The 21,260-nt window shown below is 67.3% G+C and carries 19 protein-coding genes; 5 read left to right on the forward strand and 14 right to left on the reverse strand.

Going from position 1 to position 21,260, the window contains the following annotated elements:
* Positions 1-24 precede the first annotated feature (24 nt).
* The 9 genes from B9Y82_RS15635 to B9Y82_RS15675 all read right to left on the reverse strand — a co-directional run bounded on the left by B9Y82_RS15635 (position 25) and on the right by B9Y82_RS15675 (position 11,989).
* Positions 25-1,239, reverse strand: a complete 1,215-nt coding sequence (locus B9Y82_RS15635) for a D-alanyl-D-alanine carboxypeptidase family protein (RefSeq protein ID WP_100473942.1) — start codon at positions 1,237-1,239, stop codon at positions 25-27.
* Between the two features lie 100 nt (positions 1,240-1,339).
* Complete coding sequence (locus tag B9Y82_RS15640) at positions 1,340-2,605, reverse strand: septal ring lytic transglycosylase RlpA family protein (RefSeq protein WP_100473943.1); 1,266 nt, start codon at positions 2,603-2,605, stop codon at positions 1,340-1,342.
* Positions 2,602-3,747: a lytic murein transglycosylase B gene (gene mltB / locus B9Y82_RS15645; RefSeq protein ID WP_100473944.1), complete on the reverse strand. Its 1,146-nt coding sequence runs from the start codon at positions 3,745-3,747 to the stop codon at positions 2,602-2,604. The genes B9Y82_RS15640 and mltB overlap by 4 nt, the downstream gene beginning before the upstream one ends.
* A gap of 947 nt (positions 3,748-4,694) precedes the next feature.
* Complete coding sequence (gene rodA, locus B9Y82_RS15650; RefSeq protein ID WP_202908158.1) at positions 4,695-5,789, reverse strand: rod shape-determining protein RodA; 1,095 nt, start codon at positions 5,787-5,789, stop codon at positions 4,695-4,697.
* A gap of 123 nt (positions 5,790-5,912) precedes the next feature.
* On the reverse strand, positions 5,913-7,025 hold the full coding sequence (rodA, locus tag B9Y82_RS15655; RefSeq protein ID WP_100473946.1) for a rod shape-determining protein RodA: 1,113 nt from the start codon (positions 7,023-7,025) through the stop codon (positions 5,913-5,915).
* Positions 7,022-9,097 carry a penicillin-binding protein 2 gene (gene mrdA / locus B9Y82_RS15660; protein WP_100473947.1) on the reverse strand — a complete coding sequence of 692 codons (2,076 nt, stop codon included), beginning with the start codon at positions 9,095-9,097 and terminating at the stop codon, positions 7,022-7,024. The genes rodA (B9Y82_RS15655) and mrdA overlap by 4 nt, the downstream gene beginning before the upstream one ends.
* 3 nt (positions 9,098-9,100) lie before the next feature.
* A complete protein-coding gene (mreD, locus tag B9Y82_RS15665; protein ID WP_049470244.1) occupies positions 9,101-9,586 on the reverse strand; it encodes a rod shape-determining protein MreD in 486 nt (161 codons plus the stop codon).
* Entirely contained in the window at positions 9,583-10,821 is a 1,239-nt protein-coding gene (gene mreC, locus B9Y82_RS15670) for a rod shape-determining protein MreC (RefSeq protein ID WP_100473948.1), read from the reverse strand. Before mreC ends, mreD begins: the two co-directional genes overlap by 4 nt.
* 121 nt (positions 10,822-10,942) lie before the next feature.
* Positions 10,943-11,989, reverse strand: coding sequence for a rod shape-determining protein (locus tag B9Y82_RS15675; protein WP_005419402.1), 1,047 nt, complete (start codon positions 11,987-11,989; stop codon positions 10,943-10,945).
* Positions 11,990-12,272: 283 nt separating this feature from the next.
* Here B9Y82_RS15675 and B9Y82_RS15680 point away from each other — a divergent pair, with 283 nt between their 5' ends.
* Complete coding sequence (locus B9Y82_RS15680) at positions 12,273-13,211, forward strand: carbohydrate kinase family protein (protein WP_049463230.1); 939 nt, start codon at positions 12,273-12,275, stop codon at positions 13,209-13,211.
* 103 nt (positions 13,212-13,314) lie between these two features.
* On the opposite strand, the gene B9Y82_RS15685 is transcribed toward B9Y82_RS15680, so the two are convergent.
* The 4 genes from B9Y82_RS15685 to ubiE all read right to left on the reverse strand — a co-directional run bounded on the left by B9Y82_RS15685 (position 13,315) and on the right by ubiE (position 17,778).
* On the reverse strand, positions 13,315-13,938 hold the full coding sequence (locus tag B9Y82_RS15685; RefSeq protein WP_100473949.1) for an HAD family hydrolase: 624 nt from the start codon (positions 13,936-13,938) through the stop codon (positions 13,315-13,317).
* Positions 13,938-14,669 carry a hypothetical protein gene (locus tag B9Y82_RS15690; RefSeq protein ID WP_005419405.1) on the reverse strand — a complete coding sequence of 244 codons (732 nt, stop codon included), beginning with the start codon at positions 14,667-14,669 and terminating at the stop codon, positions 13,938-13,940. Before B9Y82_RS15690 ends, B9Y82_RS15685 begins: the two co-directional genes overlap by 1 nt.
* Positions 14,670-14,796: 127 nt before the next feature.
* Positions 14,797-16,725 (reverse strand): M1 family metallopeptidase, encoded by a 1,929-nt coding sequence (locus B9Y82_RS15695; RefSeq protein ID WP_100473950.1) that lies wholly within the window; start codon positions 16,723-16,725, stop codon positions 14,797-14,799.
* A gap of 291 nt (positions 16,726-17,016) precedes the next feature.
* Positions 17,017-17,778 (reverse strand): bifunctional demethylmenaquinone methyltransferase/2-methoxy-6-polyprenyl-1,4-benzoquinol methylase UbiE, encoded by a 762-nt coding sequence (gene ubiE / locus B9Y82_RS15700; RefSeq protein WP_005411082.1) that lies wholly within the window; start codon positions 17,776-17,778, stop codon positions 17,017-17,019.
* 80 nt (positions 17,779-17,858) lie between these two features.
* On the opposite strand from ubiE, the gene B9Y82_RS15705 reads away from it, so the two are divergent.
* The 4 genes from B9Y82_RS15705 to B9Y82_RS15720 all read left to right on the forward strand — a co-directional run bounded on the left by B9Y82_RS15705 (position 17,859) and on the right by B9Y82_RS15720 (position 19,673).
* Positions 17,859-18,311, forward strand: coding sequence for a nucleoside deaminase (locus B9Y82_RS15705; protein WP_005411083.1), 453 nt, complete (start codon positions 17,859-17,861; stop codon positions 18,309-18,311).
* 200 nt (positions 18,312-18,511) lie between these two features.
* Entirely contained in the window at positions 18,512-18,772 is a 261-nt protein-coding gene (locus B9Y82_RS15710; RefSeq protein ID WP_100473951.1) for a hypothetical protein, read from the forward strand.
* 75 nt (positions 18,773-18,847) lie between these two features.
* Entirely contained in the window at positions 18,848-19,174 is a 327-nt protein-coding gene (locus B9Y82_RS15715) for a hypothetical protein (RefSeq protein WP_014038526.1), read from the forward strand.
* A 76-nt stretch (positions 19,175-19,250) separates the two neighbouring features.
* Complete coding sequence (locus tag B9Y82_RS15720) at positions 19,251-19,673, forward strand: low affinity iron permease family protein (protein ID WP_032129005.1); 423 nt, start codon at positions 19,251-19,253, stop codon at positions 19,671-19,673.
* 143 nt (positions 19,674-19,816) lie between these two features.
* Here the strand turns inward: B9Y82_RS15720 and smeF are convergent, their stop codons facing one another.
* Positions 19,817-21,202 carry a multidrug efflux RND transporter outer membrane subunit SmeF gene (smeF, locus tag B9Y82_RS15725; protein WP_100473952.1) on the reverse strand — a complete coding sequence of 462 codons (1,386 nt, stop codon included), beginning with the start codon at positions 21,200-21,202 and terminating at the stop codon, positions 19,817-19,819.
* Positions 21,203-21,260: the final 58 nt, after the last annotated feature.

Here is a 21,260-nt window from a genome sequence, read left to right on the forward strand (position 1 = left end):
CCGTTCACCACGCCGGGACGTGGATCATTCCGATTCCCACCACATCCAGAAGCTGTCCCACAGGCGCTTGAAGAAGCCGGCCTGCTCGACGGCGGCCACCGCTACCAGCGGTGCCTCGGCGATGACCTTTCCATCCAGGGTGACCTTCACGGTGCCGATCTGCTGGCCGGCGGTGAACGGGGCTTCCAGGGTCTTGGGCACATCGATGCTCGGCTTCAGGTCGTTGTAGCGGCCGCGCGGCACGCTCACCAGCATCGGCTGGGCCACGCCCAGCTGCACCTTGTCGCTGGTGCCCTTCCAGACCTTGTGCTCGGCCACGGCCTTGCCCGGTTCGTACAGGCGGTGGGTCTCGAAGAAGCGGAAGCCCCAGTTCAGCAGGGCCAGGCTGTCGTCGGCACGCTGCTTCTCCGACGCGCCGCCCAGCACCACGGCGATCAGGCGCTGGTCGCCACGCTGGGCCGAGCTCATCAGGCAGTAGCCGGCTTCGGACGTGTGGCCGGTCTTGATGCCGTCCACGCTGCCATCGCGCCACAGCAGCAGGTTGCGGTTCGGCTGCTTGATGTTGCCGACCTGGAATTCCTTGATCTTGTTGTACGCGTAGGTTTCCGGGTAATCACGCACCATCGCGCGACCCAGCAGCGCCAGGTCATAGGCGGTGCTGTGGTGGCCTTCGGCGGTCAGGCCGTGGGCGTTGACGAAGTGCGAGTTTTTCATGCCGATCTTGGCGGCGTAGCTGTTCATCAGCGACGCAAAGGCTTCTTCGCTGCCGGCCACGTGCTCGGCCAGGGCGATCGCGGCGTCATTGCCGGACTGGATCGCCATGCCCTTTTCCATGTCCTCCAGGCGTGCGGTCTGGTTGACCGGGAAGCCGCTGTAGCTGCCGTCGGTGCCGGCGCCACCTTCGCGCCAGGCGCGCTCGCTCATCATCACCTGGTCATCCGCACGAACCTTGCCGTTCTTGACCTCGGCGGCGATCACGTAGGACGTCATCACCTTGGTGATGCTGGCCGGTGCCAGCTGCTCGTGGACGTTCTCGCCAGCCAGCACCTGGCCGGTGGCGTAGTCCATCAGGATCCAGGCCTTGGACACGCTCGGCGCGGGGGCCGGCGGGGTGGCAACGGTGGCCGGGGCAGCGGCGGCAGGCGCCGGCGTGGCCGGGGTCGGCAGCGGTGTCTGGGCGGAAGCCAGGCCCACCACCAGGGTGGCGGCCAGGGCGGTGGCGGCGGAACGGAAATTCATTGGACAGCAGGCTCCAGGGGACGGCCAGGAATGGAGGGTGGAACGTAACGGCCATTGTAAGGCCGGGGGAGCATGGGCCGGCAGCACCGGCCCACGCGGATCAATCCTTGACGATCTGCGGCGAACCCAGGCCCAGACCGGCGATGCGCCCGACAAGTTCCGCAGCACTGGCATGGTCGCTGGCGGGAACGCGCAGGCGGAACAGGGTGCGGCCACCGGCGGCAATGTCGCTGATGGTCGCACCGACGATGCCAGCGGCGTTGAGCTGCCCCATCGCACGGTTGGCATTGTCGCGGTTGGAGAAGCTGGCGACCTGTACCATCACCGCGCCCACCACCTGCTGCGACAGGCTGGGTGCTGCCGACGTGGCGTCGCGCACCGGTGCGGGCGCGACGGCGCGCGGCGCGGCACTGGCGACCGCAACCGGTGCCGGCGCGGTGCTGCGCGGCGGCGGCGCACTCGGCGGCAGGCTGCTGACCGCCACATCCGGCACGGCGCTGGCCACGCCCTGGGTGGTGGCCGGCTGGCCACGCGCAGGCATGCCGTCGGCCGGCAGGCGCTTGACCAGGCGATCGATATCGCTGTCGGCGGTGCCGCGCGCGGTCGCTGCGGGCCGCGCGCTGGCCACTGCGGCAGCCGCTTCGGCGGCACGACGCTCGCGGCGCGACGGCTTCTGCGCCATCAGGTTGCTCTCGCCCGGCTGCAGCGCGCGCACTTCGACGTTGCCGGTACCGCGTTGGGTGATGCCCAAGCGCACGGCGGCGGCATAGCTGAGATCGACCACGCGGCCATCATGGAACGGGCCGCGATCGTTGACGCGCACGATCACCGATTCGCCATTGTCCAGGTTGGTCACGCGGGCGAAGCTGGGCAACGGCAGCGTCTTGTGCGCGGCGGTGAACTGGTACATGTCGTAGACCTCGCGGTTGGAGGTCAGGCGGCCATGGAACTTGGCGCCGTAGTACGACGCGGTGCCGCGCTCGACGTAGTTGCGGGTATCGTCGAGCACCTTGTACGACTTGCCCAGCACCACGTACGGCGACTTGTTGCCGATCGCCGAGCGTTGCTCGGCGGTCACTTCCGGCTCGGGAATGCAGGCGACGTTCGGAACGTAGTCCGGCGTGCTGTCACGCACGCCCGGCTTGTACAGGCCACCGGCGGTGTAATTGCCGCGGGTGCTCAGGTCTTCCTTGGCCGCCGCGTACGGCGACCCTTCCGGGCAATGCGCCGGGCGCGAGCCACGCCCCTGCACCAGCGTGCCGCCGGACTTGCCACCATGGCCGGCCGTGGCCGGCTTCTTCGGCGCGCTGCTGCAGGCAGCCAACGCGAGGACGATCAAGCCTGGAACCAGCCATCTGATGTTCATGCCGGGGGCAGCTCCTGTCCGGCGATGGCCTGGGACAACTGGAACACGGCCATCGCGTACATCTTCGAAAGGTTGTAGCGGGTGATCGCGTAATAGTTCTGGAAGCCCAGCCAGTACTGCTTGCCGGCGCTGCCTTCCAGCGTGACCGGGGTGGCGGTGGCACCCGGCTGCACCGCTGCGCTCGGCTGGTAGCCGCGCTGCGCCAGGTCGGCCAGCGACCAGGTCGGCATCCATTCGGTCGGGTTGAATTCCTCGCGGCCCGGCGCCAGCGTGGCCGGCACGGCCACCTGCCCGCCACGCACCCAGCCGCCCTTCTTCACGAAGTAGTTGGCGATGGACGAGAACACATCGTCGTAGCTGGTGAACAGGTCGCGACGGCCATCACCATTACCGTCCACGGCGTAATCGAGGTAACTGGACGGCATGAACTGGCCCATGCCCATCGCGCCGGCATAGCTGCCCTTGAGCGTAGTGATGTCCAGTTTCTCTTCGCGGCCCAGCTCGAACAGCTTGGCCAGCTCATCGCGGAAGAACAGCTCGCGGCGCACTTCGCGTTCCAGCTTGGCCGGGTCGCCGCTGCGCGGGTAATAGAACGCCAGCGTATACAGCGCATCCAGCACGCGATGGCTGCCTGCGTTCTTGCCGTAACTGGTTTCCACGCCAATGATCGCCACGATCACTTCGGCCGGGACGCCGGTGCGCTGCTGCACGCGATCCAGTTCGGCACGGTGCTGGGCCAGGAACGCACGACCGCCGTCGATGCGTGCCTTGCTGATGAACATCGGCCGGTACTCGTTCCACGGCTTGACCCGCTCGGCCGGGCGCGACATCGCCGCGATGATCGGCTGGCGCACCTGCGCCTGGTCGAGCACGTTGCTGATCTGCTCCGGCTTCAGGCCATAGCGCTTGGCGGTATCGGCAATGAAGCGGGCCCGCGCGACCTCGAACGGCACCGGGGTGAGATCGACCGGCGGCGCAGTGGCGGCAGTGGCTTCGGGTGCGGCCTCGGCCGGGCCATGGGCCTTGGCGGCGGGCTGGCGCGGCGTACTGCTGGCCTGGGGTGAAGACGGTGGGGACTTCGGCTGGGTCGCGCAGGCGACCAGGCCGAGGGTGAGCATGCAGGCCAGAGTGCGTCGAATCATCGTCGCAGGTTAGCAGGTCATGGATGAATTAAAACCCCTAACACCATGAATCACAACGATTTGCCCGCGTTCAGCGGGAAATGTGAAGACGTCGTGATCACCCCGCCCCATTCAGATAGAGGTTGCCGGTTGCGTCCCCATCCCCGCAGACGCAACCGGCGACCGGATCCGGTCGGTACCTGCGCGGCTGCCGCTCCCCAGTGGCAGTACCCCGCGCTCCCTGTACCCGTTGGATCAGTACTGCTTCCCGCCCGACGCCCCCTCGCGCTGCATCGATTGACGGCGCGCCGTGCCGAACGGGCCGCCATTGTGCAGGCCGATTACGACAAGTCCATTGATCAAGATCAACGCGCTGTAAAAATGTGAACCAGCTAACATTTTTTATGGAATTTGGTCAGAGCGCGTGTTGCTGTGCGGCGTTGTGAGAACGCTTCCACAACGGGCATTGCGCAGAGTCAGGAAGGCTCCAGCCAACGGCGCAGCCCCTCGTGTGTGGCCGCGCAAAGCAGTTCAGGGGTGAGGCCAAGGTTCCGTGCGCGTCTATCCACGGAGAAGAAAGAGAAGATCAAAAGCGGGTCGCGGCGCTGCGCTTGCTCGTGAGCCGAGCACTGCTATGCCGGTCGTCCTGACCGGCACCCTTCGGGCCGCCGCCATGGGCGACGTTGGCAGCGGCTCCTGCCGCTGCCTTCGGCGCTGCAGGATGCAATGAAGCGGGCGGCCAAGCTGGTTTTGCTTTTGATCTTCTTTTTCTTTTCCGTGGGTGGACGCGCCCGAAAACTGTCAGGGGGCGGGCGCGGTGGGTTCGCGGGACCGTTGGCGCCATGGATGGCGCCATCGAGCCCCCAAGGACGGGTTTACGGCGTGTCCCGCGAACCCACCGTGCCCGCCCCACACATGAGCCGCGTTACGCGACCACCCACGAGGGGCTGCGCCGTTGGCTGGAAACCCTATCCCCCGTGTACAGGCCGGTGCCCACGCACCGCCATCACCAGCCCGATGCCGGCCAACAGCGAGACCGCCGAGGTCCCGCCGTAACTGATCAGCGGCATCGGAATGCCCACCACCGGCAGCAGGCCGGAAATCATTCCACCGTTCACCAGCACGTAGACGAAGAACGCCAGCCCCAGGCTGCCGGCCAGCAACCGCGCATGGGTGTCGCGCGCATGCACTGCAATCCACAGGCAACGGCCAACCACGAACAGGTACAGCGCGAACAGCGTCACCACGCCAAGCCAGCCGAACTCTTCGGCCAGCACCGAAAATGCGAAGTCGGTGGTGTACTCGGGCAGGAAATCCAGCGTGGCCTGCGTGCCCTGACCCCAGCCACGCCCCTCCCAGCCACCGGAGCCGATCGCGATGCGCGACTGCAGGATGTTCCATCCCGTACCAAGCGGGTCCGCTGCCGGGTCGAGGAAGGTCAGTACGCGATCCTTCTGGTATTGCCGCAACAGGCCGAACCACGCCAGCGGTGCGGCCACCGACAGCCCCGCCGCGCCGGTGGCCACCCAGCCCCAGTGCAGTCCGGCCAGCAACAATGCGAACACGCCGCTGGCAGTCACCAATGTGGCGGTGCCGAGGTTGGGCTGCATCAGGATCAGCACCGCCGGCACGCCGATCAGCACTGCGGCCGTCAGCACCGTGCGCGGCGAAGGGGGCAGCGGTTGCCGGTGCAGGTACCACGCCATCATCAGCGGCAGGCTGAGCTTGAGCAGCTCGGACGGCTGCAGGTAGAACGCGCCCAGGTTGAGCCAGCGCTGCCCGTACTTTCCGGTGCCGATCACGTACACCGCCACCAGCGGCAGCATCGACAAGGCATACAACGCCGGTGTCCATGCGCGCAGGCGCAGCAGCGAAACACGCGACAGCAGCCACATGGCCAGCAGCCCACCGGCAAAGCGCGCCGCCTGCCCGGCCACTGGCCCGGACACGCTGTGCAGCACCGCCAGGCCCGCGCCCATCAGCATCAACAAGGCGACCAGCAACGGCAGATCGATCGTGCGCACCACCTCACGGCAGCCGCCAAGCAGTCGTTTCCATTCCACGCGCAGCACGCTAGCAACGGGCGCTTGCGTGAAGCTGTCATGGTGCTCCTGCTCTCCGTGGCCGAGCTGTGGGGTCAGATCCCTTTTTCCTGTGGAAAAAGGGATCTGACCCCGACGCCGGACTCAACCGTAGCCGCCGTGCACCGGGTTGTGACTGCGCACGGCCATCACCAACCCGAAACCGGCCAGCAGCGATACCGCCGAGGTTCCACCGTAGCTGATCAGCGGCATCGGCACGCCCACTACCGGCAGCAGGCCGGAGATCATCCCGCCGTTCACCAGCACGTAGACGAAGAACGCCAGGCCGGTGGCGCCGGCCAGCAGGCGCGAATAGGAATCGCGCGACTGGCTGGCAATCCACAGGCAGCGCCCGATCACCACCAGGTACAGCGCCAGCACGGTGGCCACGCCGATCCAGCCGAATTCCTCGCTCAGCACCGAGAACGCGAAGTCGGTGGTCTGTTCGGGAATGAAGTTCAGGTGCGACTGCGAGCCCTCGCCCCAGCCCTTGCCGTCGAAGCCGCCGGAACCGATCGCGATCTTCGACTGGATGATGTTCCAGCCGGCCCCGAGCGCATCCATCTCCGGGTCCAGGAACATCATGATGCGGTCCTTCTGGTACGGCCGCAGCAGCCAGAACCAGGCCACCGGAGCGACCGCCGCGACGCCGCCCACGCCCAGACCGACCCACCACCATGGCAGGCCCGCCAGCAGCAGCACGAACACGCCGCTGGCGGCGATCAGCACGCCGGTGCCAAAGTCCGGCTGCAGCATCACCAGGCCGGTGGGCACGCCGATGATGACCAGCGCGGTCAGCACGGTACTGAAGCGCGGTGGCAGCGGCATCTTGTGCAGGTACCACGCCACCATCATGGGCAGGCTGACCTTCAACAGCTCGGCCGGCTGCAGGTAGAAGAATTTCAGGTCCAGCCACTGCCGGCCGTACTTGCCGGTGCCGAGCACGAACACCGCCAGCAACGGGATCATCGAGATCGCGTAGATCATCGGCGTGGCCGAGCGGATGCGCAGGATCGGTACCCTCGAGATGCCCCACAGCGCGGCCATGCCCACCGCGAAGCGCACGCCCTGGGCCATCACCAGGCCGTCGCCACCGGCGCTCTTCAAGGTGGCCAGGCCAATCACCATCAGCGCGCCCAGGGCGAGGCACAGCACCCAGTCCAGCGTGCTGAAGAAGCGGCGCAGCATGTCGCCGGCCCAGCGCAGGAACACTCTCATCGTGCGGGCTCCGCGGGGGTCGGGCGCGGCGTGGCCGGCAGCGCGGCGGCGGCCGGCGTTCCCGGCTGCGGTGCGGGCGCGGGTTCGGGCGCAGGCACGCCGACCAGCACCGGATGCTCACCCAGCTGCGCCGCGGCGAGGTCACCCGCCTGGCGCGCGCCCACATCTTCGTTGTCGAATGCAGTGGCGCCGATGGCGGTGGTGCCGCGCTCGCTGTCCAGCGGCTGCATGCCTTCGGGCATCTTGCCGAGCAGGTAGGCGTCGAACACCTTGCGGGCGATCGGCGCGGCCGCGGCGCCGCCGTAACCACCGCCCTCCACCGCGATCGCCAGCGCGATCACCGGCTGGTCCACCGGCGCAAAGCCAACGAACAGCGCGCGGTGGCGCAGGTGCATCGGCAAGCTCTTGGGATTCACCGCGGCGGTGCCCTTGCGGCTGATGACCTGCGCGGTTCCGGTCTTGCCGGCCATCGTGTACGGAGCGCCGGCCGCCATGCGTGCGGCACTGCCGCCAGGCAGCATGGTGGCCATCATGCCTTCGCGCACCGCCTGCAGGTTGTTCGGGTTCGGGCTGATCGGCTTGCTCTCGCCCGGGTCGGTCGCCACCCAGTCATGGTCGAACCCCGCGCGCTGCTGGATCACCAGATGGGGCGTGCGCAGCTGCCCGTCGGCCAGTCCACTGACACCCCGCGCCAGCTGCAGAGGGGTGACCTTCCAGTCGCCCTGGCCGATGCTGATGTTGACCGTGTCGCCGGGGTACCAGGCTTCCTTGCGGCTCTTCCGCTTGTAGGCCGGCGAAGGCAGGATGCCGCCGATCTCGCCGGTCAGGTCGATCCCGGTCGGCTGGCCGAAGCCGTAGTACTCCATGTAATGGTCGAAACGCTCGATGCCCAGGTCCAGCGCCAGCTTGTAGTAGTACGTGTTGACCGACTGCGCGATGGATTTGCGCAGGTCGGTCCAGCCATGGCCGCCGCGGTGCGAGTCACCCCAGCCGCGCGAAGTACCGGGCAGGTAGAACATGCCGGTGGAAAGCACTTTGTCTTCGGGCCGGCGCACGCCCGAATCGAGGCCGGCCAGTCCGATCAGCGGCTTCAACGTGGAACCGGGGGCGACGCCACCCAGCACCAGGCGGTTGAACTGCGGCCGCGAGGGATTGTCGTTCAGTGCCTTGAAGTCGGCATGCGAAATGCCGTTGACGAACAGATTGGGGTCATAGGATGGCAGGCTGACCATCGCCAGCACTTCGCCGGTACGCGGGTCCATCGCCACCGCCGAGCCTTCCTGGTCGCCGAAAGCGGCCACCATGGCGCGCTGCAGGTCGGCGTCGATCGACAGTCGCAGGTCGGCACCGGACTGCGCGGCGACACGGCCGATGGTGCGGATCGCACGGCCCTGCACGTTGGTCTCGACCTGCTCGTAGCCGACCTTGCCGCGCAGCTGCTGCTCGTAGTAGCGCTCCAGGCCGGACTTGCCGATGTGGGTCAGCGCGGCATTGCCTTCGCCGAGAATCTCCAGGTCCTTGTCATCGACGCGGCCGACGTAGCCGATGATGTGCGCGAACAGATCGCCATACGGGTAGCGGCGGGTCAGGTAGGGCTCCAGCTCGACGCCGGGGAAGCGCCAGCGATCAACCGCGAAGCGCGCCATCTCCTCGTCGCTCATGCGCAGCTTCAGCGTGACCGGCAGGAACTTGCGGCGCGCCTTGCGCGACTTGTTGAACGCTTCCAGCTCTTCCGGGCTGATGTTGATGATCTTCGCCAGCCCTTCCAGGGTGGCGTCCATGTCCTTGACCTTGTCCGGAGTCACGTCCAGGCGGAAGGCCGGCACGTTCTCGGCCAGCAGGCGGCCGTTGCGGTCGTAGATCATGCCGCGCCCGGGCACCACCGGCCGCGGCTTGATGCGGTTGGCTTCCGAGCGCGTGGCGTAGACGTCATGGTCCAGCACCTGCAGCTTGAAGTACCAGCCACCCAGGCCCAGCAGGCAGACCAGCACGCCCAGGAAGCCCAGCGCCGCGCGACGGCGGAACTGTTCGGCTTCGGCGTGCGGGTTCTTGACCTGGCGGCGCGGGATCATGGCTCAGCGCCCGCGCTTGCCGAATCGCACCGCGTCCAGCAGCACGAACACCAGCGGCCACAGGCCCATGCCCAGTAGCGGTGCCCACCAGTACGACCACGGCAGGGTGGGTTCACCCACCAGGATGTGCACCAGCGCGCTGACGATGCGGTCGTTGAACAGCAGGCCGCCGATGGCCAGCATCTGCTGCGACATCGGGAAGAAGCGGATGCGGGCGCGGAAGCGCTGCAGGATGAAGGCCAGCATCACCAGCCGCAGCGCCTGTTCGCCGAGCACGCCGCCGTACAGCAGGTCGGCAACCACGCCGCTGGCGAAGGCGATGCCCAGGCCGACGCGCTCGGGGGCTTCGATCACCCAGTACGCCAGCACCAGCGCCAGCCAGTACGGGCGCAACGGCTGCAGCAGCGCCGGCAACGGCAGCAGGCCCAGCAGCAGCGCCACCACCAGGCTGGCCGGCAGCACCCACGGATTGTCGCGCAGGCGGCTCATCGCTGGGCCTCCGGCTGCGGCTGGGTGGGTTGCGGTTGCAGGCCAGCGGCCGGCACTACCGTAGAGCCGGCTGGAGTGGAGCCCCCTTGTTGTTGAAGGGGGCGCGCCGACGGCGCGGGGTTAAGGGAGGATGCGGGGGCAACCGGCTTCGTCGAAGACGGAGCCGGTTGCCGGCCAGCGGCCGACGCTACCGGAGCGCCGGCTGGGGGAGAGCCCCCCTCTTGTTGAGGGGGGCGCGCCGAAGGCGCGGGGGTAAGGGAGGATGCGCGGGCCGGTTGCGCCGAAGGTGCGGTCGGCTCAAGGGGACGCGCCGAAGGCGGGGGGTTAAGGGAGGGTGCGGGGGCCGGTTGCACCGAAGGTGCAGTCGGCTGCAATTCGCTGGCCGCAGGCAAGCGAATTGCCGCCCCCGGGCGCAGCAGCAGCACGTCGCGACCGCGGTCGAGCTGCGCCGCCGGCTTCAGTTCGCCGACCAGGAAAGCATGGGTATCGTCCGGGCGCAGGCCGGTGATGGTGCCGACCGGGAAGCCGGCCGGGAAACGCCCGCCGAGGCCGGAGGTGACGATCTCATCGCCCACTTCCACCCCGGCGCTGAGCGGAATGTCGCGCAGCTCCAGCGTGTCGCCGCGACCGTAGACGATCAGGCGCACGCCGTTGCGGGCCACGGTGACCGGCACCGCGTGGTCGGGGTCGGTCAGCAGCAGCACGGTGGAAGTGCCGCCGGTGACGCTGATCACCTGCCCCATCAAGCCGCCGGCATCGATCACCGCCTGGCCGACGTGCACGCCCTCGCGGGTACCTGCATCGAGCACCAGGCGTTGCTTCACCGGGTCCAGGTCGATATCCAGGATCGGCGCCAGCTGCACGTCCAGGCCACTGCGCTCGGCCACATTCAGCAGTTCGCGCAGCTGGGCGTTGTCCAGCGCGGCGGTCTGCAGGCGGGTCAGGCGCGCGTTGGCCAGCAGCAACTGGTTGCGCAGTTCGCGGTTCTCGGTCACCAGCTGGGTGTGGCTGGCGGCGGAATCCTTCACCTGGTTGCCGAGTTTGCCGGGCAGGCCAGCCAGTGCCCATACCGGCTGCACCAGGCTGTTGGCCTGCTCGCGCAGGCGCGCCAGCCAGCCGGCCTGGTCGTCGAGCACGATCAGGGTGATGGCCAATGCGAGATAAGCCAGCAACCGCAAGGGGCTGGCGGCATCACCGGATCGGGAAGCGACGGGAGGACCGGCGTAGGGCGGCACGGCAACGATTCAACTGGCAGAAGGCGGAAGGGAAACACGCGGGCGCCCCGCCGGTGCCGGCCCGCCATCACAGCGGGCCGCACCCCGGAAGGGCGCGGCGGGCAGGAACGGCCGGGACGGCTTATTCCGGCGCAAAGAACTCGTTGCCGTGCATGTCCACCAGCTCCAGCGCACGACCGCCACCGCGGGCCACGCAGGTCAGCGGATCGTCGGCCACCTGCACGTGCAGGCCGGTTTCCTCGGAAATCAGGCGGTCCAGGTCACGCAGCAGGGCGCCGCCACCGGTCAGCACGATGCCGCGTTCGGCGACGTCGGCGCACAGCTCCGGCGGGGTCTGCTCCAGCGCCAGCTTGACCGCGCTGACGATGCCCGACAGCGGCTCGTGCAGGGCCTCGAGCACCTCGTTGGAGCTGATCTTGATCATCTTCGGCACGCCCTCGGCGAGGTTGCGGCCAGAGATTTCCATCTCGATCACTTCCGCCTGCGGGTAGGCGCAGCCCAGCTCGACCTTGATGCGTTCGGCGGTGGCTTCACCGATCAGCATGCCGTGGTTGCGGCGCACGTAGTTGGTGATCGACTCGTCGAAGCGGTCGCCGCCGATGCGGACCGAGGCCGAGTAGACGATGCCGTTGAGCGAGATCACCGCCACTTCGGTGGTGCCGCCGCCGATGTCGATGACCATCGAGCCACGGGCTTCGGTGACCGGCATGCCGGCGCCGATCGCGGCCGCCATCGGTTCTTCGATCAGGAACACGTCGCGGGCACCGGCTTCCTCGGCCGATTCCTTGATCGCGCGGCGCTCGACCTGGGTCGAGCCGGCCGGCACGCAGACCAGCACGCGCGGGCTCGGGCGCAGCACGCGCGACTTGTGCACCTTCTTGATGAAATGCTTGAGCATCGCCTCGGTGTAGGTGAAGTCGGCGATGACGCCATCCTTCATCGGGCGGATGGTGGTGATGTGGCCCGGGGTACGGCCCAGCATCTGCTTGGCTTCGGCGCCCACGGCTGCCACCGAGCGGGTGCCACCGATGGCACGGTCCTGGCGCACGGCCACGACCGACGGCTCGTTCAGCACGATCCCCTGCCCGCGCACGTAGATGAGGGTGTTGGCCGTGCCCAGGTCGATGGACAGGTCATTGGAGAACATGCCACGGAGTTTCTTGAACATCTGAGGAAGGAGTCCTGAGGGGTGTCGTGCCCGCCGCGGGATGGCGAAAAAATGGGCAGAAATCGAGGCCGACAAGCCTAGCAACCCGCCTGCCGCCGAGCAAGGAAAAAACTAGCTGAACCCGCGTCTTCACAGGCTTTCGGCCTGATCGGGCCTCACCCGGTTCTGGCCCTGAGCGGCACCAGCGGGTAACCTTTGCGCCGTCGGGCGCCCAAGGGCGCCGTTTGCTTGCCCGCTGAACCGGGCCGGCCCACCCCAAAATTCACCGCATAGGCTTACATCGATGTCCGCTCTGATCTGTGGTTCTCTTGCCTTCGACACCATCATGGTGTTCCCGGACCAGTTCAAGAATCACATCCTGCCGGACAAGGTGCACATCCTGAACGTGTCCTTCCTGGTGCCGCGCATGCGCCGCGAGTTCGGCGGCTGTGCCGGCAACATCGCCTACAACCTGCACCTGCTGGGCGGCCAGCCGATCCCGATGGGCACCGTGGGTTCGGACTTCGGCCCGTACCGCGAATACTTCGACGGCCTGGGCATCGACCTGTCGCGCGTGCGCGTGATCGATGAGCTGTTCACCCCGCAGGCGTTCATCACCACCGACCACGACAACAACCAGATCACCGCCTTCCACCCGGGCGCGATGATGCGTTCCTACGAGAACCACGTGCGCGGCGTGCCGGGCGTGACCCTGGGCCTGGTCGGCCCTGACGGCCGCGAGGGCATGATCCAGAACGCGCAGGAATTCCACGAAGACGGCATCCCGTTCATCTTCGACCCGGGCCAGGCCATGCCGCTGTTCAACGGCCCGGAGCTGCGCGCCTTCATCGACCAGGCCGACTACGTGGTGGTCAACGACTACGAGTCGAACCTGCTGCAGGAACGCACCGGCTGGGACGAGAAGGAGATCGTCAGCCGGGTGAAGGCCTACATCACCACCCGCGGCCCGAAGGGCGCGGTCATCCACACCCCGGAAAAGAGCTACGACATCCCGCCGGCGCACGAGCGCCGTGTGGTCGACCCGACCGGCTGTGGCGACGCTTTCCGCGCCGGCCTGATCTACGGCATCCAGAAGGGCTACGACTGGCTGACCATCGGCCGCATGGGCAACCTGATGGGCGCGCTGAAGGTCGAGCACCCGGGCACGCAGAACCAGCGCTTCACCTTTGATGAGTTCAACGAGCAGTTCAAGCAGCAGTTCGGTTACGCGCTGGGCGCGTAAACCGAACTGCCCGCGCATCTGCTCGGTGGGTGTCGACCTTGGTCGACACGCTGTGCTCTGGCAGGTGCCGACCCTGGTCGGCACTGCCGGCCAGCGGCCGGCACTACCCCCTGCGCTGCCAGGCGGCCAACAGGTCGCGGCAATCAGCGAAATGCCAGTCAGCGTGGTCCGGCCACGGGTTCTCCGGCAGGTTGACCAGCACGGTGTGGGTGCCCGCGGCGCGGCCGCACTCCAGGTCGTAGGCGTGGTCTCCGACCATCACCGCCTCCGCAGCCCCGATTCCCCAGCGACGAAGGTGCTGCTGCAAGCCATCCGGCGACGGCTTGGGTACCGCCTCGTCGCGGCCGATGATGTCGGCATCGTCGAACAACGCCCCGACCCCGATCGCGTCCAGCGTCAGCTTCGCCAATGCATGATCGTTGCGGGTCAGGATGCCCAGCCGGCAACCAGCCTCCGCCAGCGCGCGCAGCAGCGCCACCGCGCCCGGCGCCGGGAGCGCGTCCTCGGCCAGCGCACGTTCGTGATCCAGCAACCACTCCCGCTTGGCCTGCGCCGGTGCGTCCGGCAGCGCTGCGATATGGTCGAGGATGTCTTCCTCGGCCGCGATCTGCAGCGCGCGGCGGATCGCGGCGAAATCATGCACGGCCACCGTCAGCGTGCCGTCCATGTCGAACACCCAGTGCCTGATCGCGGACAACGCGTGCACTGCGCTGCCCGTCGCGATCATCACTGCCACCACTGCGGCATGCGACTGGCGTCGACACCACCGGTTTCGAACACGGCCGTACGCGTGCCGCCGGCCTTGACCGGAAACTCGATGCTGATCGACTTGCCCTTGCGCGCCAGCTTCCACAGTGCCTTCTGGTCGGTGATGAACAGGGCGATGGCTTCATCGGTCTTCGGCCGCCAGGCCGCCATCGACACCGGCTTGCCGTCGTCCACGGTCACTTTTACCGTGCACTGCGGGCAGCGGAAATCGCCGGCCTGCAGCACCAGGTAGGCGTGCCGCTTCCATTCCGGGTGATCGCGGAACACCAGCTGCACCGGCTTGGCACCGCTGCCATCCACGTCCACCCGTTCCTTGCTGTAGATCTGCGCCGAAACCTGGTTGCCCTTGCTGCCCACCGGGATCTGGTTGTACTGCCACAGCGCCTGCATGCGGCGCAGGTCGCGCGCGGCATCGCCCTTGGCCTTGACCTCGTCGAAGCCGGCGGCGATGCGCTCGGCGGCGGCGGTGTCCTTGTACTGGTCCAGCAGCGAGGCGCCGTGCAGGCGCGCACGCTCCCAGTCCTGCGCGGCCACGGCCATGTCGTACTGCTTGGCCACATCCTCGGCCTTGGCTTCCTTCTGCGCCTGCACGGCGGCCGCGGCGGCTTCCTGCGCCTTGCGCTCTTCCTCGGGGTTGCTGCAGGCGGCCAGGGCCAGGGTGCAGGCGGTGAGCAGGATCAGTCGTTTCATGGCGGAGGTCCTTTGCGAGTGCATCCCGATTCTATCGGCAGCGAAAAGCGGATACACCAACGGCGGGTTTCCCCGCCGTTGGTGGTGAAGCAGTGACCGGTTGCCAGCCAGCGGCCGGCACTACCGCTTACTTGGCTTCAGCCTTGGCCAGCATGTCCTGGACCGAGGCGGTGGTGATCGGGTGATAGCCCGGCTTGGCCTTTTCAAAGGCCTGCTTGGCCAGCTCCAGTCCCTTCGGGGTCTTCACCAGTTCGGCGTAGATCGGCATGATCAGCTTGCGACGACCGACGCGCTCGATGAACGCGGCTGCGCCTTCATTGGCCTGCTCGTAGCCGCTGCGGATCGCCAGCGGGTACCAGCGCATGGCGATCTCGCCATTCGGGGTGCCGGTGAAGTGGAAGGCCTTGTCCAGCGTGGCCAGCTTGTCCAGCGGCTGGGTCGCACCCAGGCCGTCGATGAAGCGCACCCATTCCTGCGTGCTCCAGTCGGCGATGACATGGCTGCTCGGCACGGTGCCGGCGCTGGCGAAGGCGATGCGCGCAGTATCGACACTGCTGAAGTTGCGCGACTGCGCCTTGGCCGCGAACGCCGGAATGCCCGGCTCGTCCAGCCATGCCTTCAGTTCGGCCTCGGTCACTGCCGACGGATTCTTCGGCAGCAGGTTCTTCTTCATGTACTCGACGAACTGGTCGGTGTTCGCGCTCTGGAACGCGTGGTCATCGAACCAGCCGCGCAGGAACGGATCGAAGGTCTCGCGGCCGAAGCGCTGCTCGAGGAATTCCAGGAACCACGAACCCTTGACGTAGGCCACCTGGCTGAGGGCTTCGTCGGGGTCGCGCTCGTTCAGCGGCGGCAGCGCCAGCGCCTGGTCGGCCGGGCTCATGTCCTTCACTTCGGCCAGCAGGTCGGTCTGGTCGATCTGCTTCTCCATCTCGGCCATCTCCTTGCCGTACAGGGCTTCGGTGATGCGGCCCTGGACGTAGGTGGTGAAGCCTTCATTGAGCCAGATGTCCTTCCAGCTGGCGTTGGTCACCAGGTTGCCCGACCAGCTGTGCGCCAGTTCGTGGGCGACCAGCGAAACCAGCGACTTGTCGCCGACGATCACGGTCGGGGTGGCGAAGGTCAGGCGCGGGTTCTCCATGCCACCGAACGGGAACGAAGGCGGCAGCACCAGCATGTCGTAGCGGCCCCAGCGGTATTCGCCGTACAGCTTCTCGGCGGCACCGATCATCTTCTCGGTGTCTTCGAATTCCTTGGCGGCCTTGTTGACCATGGTCGGCTCGGCCCAGACGCCGGAGCGGCCGGAAATCGGCTCGAACACCAGGTCGCCGGCGGCGATGGCCAGCAGGTACGACGGAATCGGCTGCGGCATCTTGAAGGTGTAGTCACCGTCACGCGCGGCCTTCGGGTCGTTGTCGGCGCTCATCAGCACCATCACGTCCGGTCGCGAGACCACGTGCGCACTGTAGGTGAAGCGCACGCTCGGGGTGTCCTGCAGCGGCACCCAGGAACGGGCGTGGATGGCCTGCGACTGGCTGAACATGAAGGGCAGCTTCTTGCCCTCGGTCATCGACGGCGCCAGCCACTGCAGGCCCGAGGCGGTCGGTGCGGTGTGGTAGGTCACTTCCACCTTGGCCGGCTGTTCCGGGGCCTCGATGGTCAGCTTGCTGCCGAACACCTTGTCGACCGGGGCCAGCTCGAACTTCAGCGCGCTGCGCGCGCCATCGGCGGCGACGGCCTCCACCTTGGACACGGTCAGCTCGCGGGTGTCGAGCACCAGCTGCTTGGCGTCCTTCTGCTTCCATTCCAGGGTGTAGGTGGCGGTACCGCCGATCTGCTTCTGGTCGAAGTCCAGCTTCAGATCCAGCGCGATGTCCTTGATGACGACCTTGTCCGGCTCGGCGTACGAGCTTTCGTCGTGGCTGCGGTTCTCGGCGTTCACGGGGGCGGCGGGGGCCTTTGCGGCAGTCGGGGCGGCGGCGGGCGCGGCCGCCTCCTGGGAGCAGCCGGCGGCCAGGGCCACGGCCAGCGGAAGGAGCATCAGCGGATTACGCATGAATCGGGACCGTTACGGGGATCAAACCCCAATGGTACCTCCCTCCGGCCCGGCAGGCGTTGCGCGGTGCGGGGTAATGGCGGGCGGGCCGATCCTGCGCCTCCGGCGCATGCCAACCAAGGTTGGCATCCACAGGTAGGTGCCAACCTTGGTTGGCACGGATCCATCAACGCTCGCGTCAAGCCGGTGCCGACCAAGGTCGGCACCCACCAGAGCAGATACCGGCAGCTGCTTTGCCGACCAAGGTTGGCACCCACCAGAGCAGGTACCGGGGTTTCCCCCGTCCAGGGCTTACAGCTTGTAGCCGGAGTGGATCGAAACGATGCCGCCGGTCAGGTTCTTGTAGTGGCAGCGCTCGAAACCGGCCTGTCCCATCATCGCCTTCAGCTCGTCCTGCGGCGGGTGCTTGCGGATGCTCTCGGCCAGGTACTGGTAGCTGTCCGAATCATTGGCGAACAGCTTGCCCAGCTTGGGCAGGATCTTGAACGAGTGGAAGTCGTAGATCGGCTTGAACCAGTCCGCAGTGACTTCTGAGAACTCCAGCACGCGGGCCTGGCCGCCGACCTTCAGCACGCGGTACATCTCGCGCAGGCCAGCGTCCTTGTCGGTGACATTGCGCAGGCCGAAGGCGATGGTGACCAGGTCGAAGCTGTTGTCCGGGAACGGCAGGGCTTCGGCGTTGCACTGCACGTAGTCCAGGCCGAGCACCAGGCCGCGGTTGGTCAGGCGGTCACGGCCAACCGACAGCATGCCGGCGTTGATGTCGCCCAGCACCACCGAGCCCTCGGCGCCGACGCGCTCCTTCAGCAGGGCGGCGATGTCGCCGGTGCCGCCGGCCAGGTCGAGCACGCGGTCGCCCGGCTTCACCTGCGCGGTCGCCACGTAGTAGCGCTTCCACGCCCGGTGCACGCCCAGGCTCATCAGGTCGTTCATCAGGTCGTAGTTGCGCGCGACCGAGGTGAACACCTGGCCGACCAGCTTCTGCTTGTCCTTGGCGGCGACGTCGCGGAACCCGAAATGGGTCGTACCGGCTTTGTAGGGGGATTCGCTCATGCCCCCGATTATCGCACCGCCGGGGGCCAGCGGCACCCCCTGCCCGTATCATGGCGGGCCACGACTTACCGGAGCCCCGCATGATCACCACGCCCGACTACCAGGCCCTGCTGCAGACCGCCATCGCCGAAGCCCGCCAGGGCCTGGCCGAAGGCGGCGTGCCGATCGGCGCGGCGCTGTACCACAACGATGGCCGCCTGCTCGGCTGCGGCCACAACCGCCGCGTGCAGGAAGGCGACCCGTCGGTGCACGGCGAAACCGACGCCTTCCGCAAGGCCGGGCGCCAGCGCCGTTACCAGGACACCATCATGGTCACCACCCTGGCCCCGTGCTGGTACTGCTCGGGCCTGGTGCGCCAGTTCAACATCGGCACCGTGGTGGTGGGCGAATCGCGCACCTTCCAGGGCGGCATCGACTGGCTGCGCGAAAACGGCGTCAACGTGATCGACCTGGACAGCCAGGAATGCGTGGACCTGCTGGGCGGCTTCATTGCGCAGCATCCGGAGATCTGGAACGAAGACATCGGTGAATGAACACCGCGCAGTGTCCTGTTGAACCCGCTTAATGAACGCTTCAGTGCCGGCCTGCCCTAGTGCCGGCAGCGTTTGCGGCCATTGCTGTGAACCCGCGCACAGTCAGCTGCGCTGCGTGCATACGCTGCGGTAACACCCCACCCGGCCGAGGCGCCTAGGGTGGGGTTACCGGGGCCTTCTCTCCCCCGGCGGAGCCAGCCATGTGCGCGCATGCCGTCCGCCTCACGCCCGACCCGATGCTTGATGCCATCCGCGAGCGCCTGCAGCAGCAGTACGCGCTGCACCAGCGCGGCGCGCTGTTCTGGACCGCCTACCAGGGCCTGCAGCTGGAACTGGTGCGTGGCCATCCGCTCGACCATGAGCGCCTGTGCAATGCGATGGCCAACATGGCCGAAGACCTCGGCGCGGTCCAGCATGCGCAGTTGATAGGCAATCGCAACGCCGGCTCCACATCTCGCTGACGCGGCATCCACTGCCTCATCGGCCACACTCGGATGAACCCCCACTCCCTTTCCACTCAACCGAACTGGATTGTCATGCACGCTGAAGTCCCCACCATTCCCCCGGTCATCAATGTTGACGCCGAACTTGACCACTGGCGCCGCCAGCATGCCGACGGCGCACTGCCGCACAACTCGTTCGGCTCCTACGTGCCGTGGATCAAGTTCGCCTGCGACTCGCTGATTACCCAGCCGCGCGCCAGCAATGCGCAGCGCGACGAGATGTTCCAGACCCAGTACGCGCTGCAGATCATGCCGCGCCTGAGCGAAGCCCAGGCCCGCGAATTCGTCGACCGTTGCTGGCAGCACGTCTACCAGACCAGCCCGGTGCGCCTGCAGGACGCTCCGCGCCTGCGTGCCTGAGCTGCGGCGCGACGGCTGCACGGCCCCTGCACGAGCCACCGCCGATCATCCTCGTCACCTGAGTGGGACGACGACGATGAAAGCACGAAACCTGTTCAATACGATCGCCAAGAAGGCTGCGGCCGCCACCGGTTCGCCGTGGACCTTCCTGGCTGCGGTGGCGATCGTGGTGATCTGGGGCATCAGTGGTCCGGTGTTCGGTTTCAACGACACCTGGCAGCTGGTGATCAACACCGGTACCACCATCATCACCTTCCTGATGGTGTTCCTGATCCAGCACACGCAGAACGCGGATACCGCCGCAATGCAGATCAAGCTGGACGAGCTGATCCGCGCGACGGCCGAAGCCAACAACGAACTGTTGGATCTGGAAGAACTGGACGAGGAGCGGCTGGAAGAAATCCGCCGTGAGTACGAGCAGATGGCGCGCGAAGCCGGCGACGCGCTGGCACGCGTTCGCGCCTGCCATGCCGCGCGCCGCGATGATGAAGCGGTGTAGCAGGCCCTGAAATGACAATGCCGGCCAGCGGCCGGCACTACCATCGATCATCAGGGTAGGTGCCAACCTTGGTTGGCACGGATGCGTCAGCGCAGGCGGCTGGCCCTGTGCCAACCAAGGTTGGCACCTACCAGAAGCGCTGCTCACCCGCGCTCGTGCCAGCCGCCGCCCAGCACCTTGTACAGGGTGATGCGGTTGGCCTGCTGGGCCAGCTGCGCCTGCAGCTGGGTCTGCTGCGCGTTGTAGGCGGTACGCCGCGCATCGAGCAGGGTCACGAAGCTGTCCAGCCCAGCGTCGTAGCGTGCCTGCGACAGGCGGTTGGCCTGTTCGGCCGCTTCCACCAAGCGCTGCTGTGAACTCACCTGCTCATCCAGGCTGACGTTCAACGCCAGTGCGTCGGCGGTTTCGCGGAAGCCCACCTGGATCGCCTTTTCGTACTGCGCGAGCGCGATGTCACGGTCTGCATTGGCGATGGCGAGGTTGGCGCGCAGCTTGCCGCCCTGGAAGATCGGCAGCGTGATCTTCGGCAGGAAGCTCCACACACGGGTGCCGCTGTCGAACAGATTGGACAGTTCGCTCGAGCCACTGCCGATGCTGCCGGTCAGCGAGATGCTCGGGAAGAAGGCGGCACGTGCCGCGCCGATGTTGGCGTTGGCCGCCAGCAGCTGGTGCTCGGCGGCCATGATGTCCGGGCGCTGCAGCAGCACGTCGCTGGGCAGGCCGGCTGGCGGCGGTGCGAGTGCAAGCAGCTGCGGTTCGATGCTGTCAGGCAGCAGCGCCGGATCCAGCTGGCCACCGGCCAGCAGCGCCAGCGCATTGCGGTCCTGGGCCAGCTGGCCACGCAGCCGGGCGGCATCGGTGCGCGCGGTCTCGACCAGGGTACGGGTCTGGGTCAGTTCCAGCCCCGAACTGCCGCCCCGTTCGTGGCGGGCCTCGGCTAGGCGCAGCGAATCCTCGTAGGTCTTCAGCGTCGCGTCGGCGATCTTCAGCCGCTGCGCATCAGCCCCGTAGGTCAACCACGCCGTGGCAGTCTCGGCGACCAGGCTCAACTGCGCGTTGCGACGGTTGGCGGCCACAGCAAAGTACTGCTGCAGTGCCGCCTCGCTGAGGTTGCGCACGCGACCGAACAGGTCGAGCTCGAACTCGGCCACGCCAACACCGGCGGTGAACTGCTCGGTGACACCGGCGTCGGTACCTCGGCGATCCATCTGGCCGGTGACGGCTACGCCCGGCACGCGATCGGCGCGCTGTACGCGATACTGGCCGCGCGCACGTTCAACATTGAGCACGGCCACGCGCAGGTCGCGGTTGTTCTGCAGCGACTGGTCGATCACCTGCTGCAGGCGCGCATCGGTGAAGAAGTCGCGCCAGCCGACGGCGGCAACATCGGCCACCTCACCCTGCGCGGCCTCGGCCGGCCATTGCGCCGGAATGGCCGGAGCAACGGCGGTGTTCTTCGGCACCAGGGTGGAGCAGCCGGCCAGCGCGAGCGCAGCGGCAATGGAAACAGCAATGGAATGAAGCTTCATGGCAACACCTTGGGGGTCACGGTGGTAGCGCCGGGCCATGCCCGGCGGCTACGCGGTG

This window comes from Stenotrophomonas maltophilia (assembly GCF_002799155.1).
Classification (GTDB): Bacteria; Pseudomonadota; Gammaproteobacteria; order Xanthomonadales; family Xanthomonadaceae; genus Stenotrophomonas; species Stenotrophomonas maltophilia_R.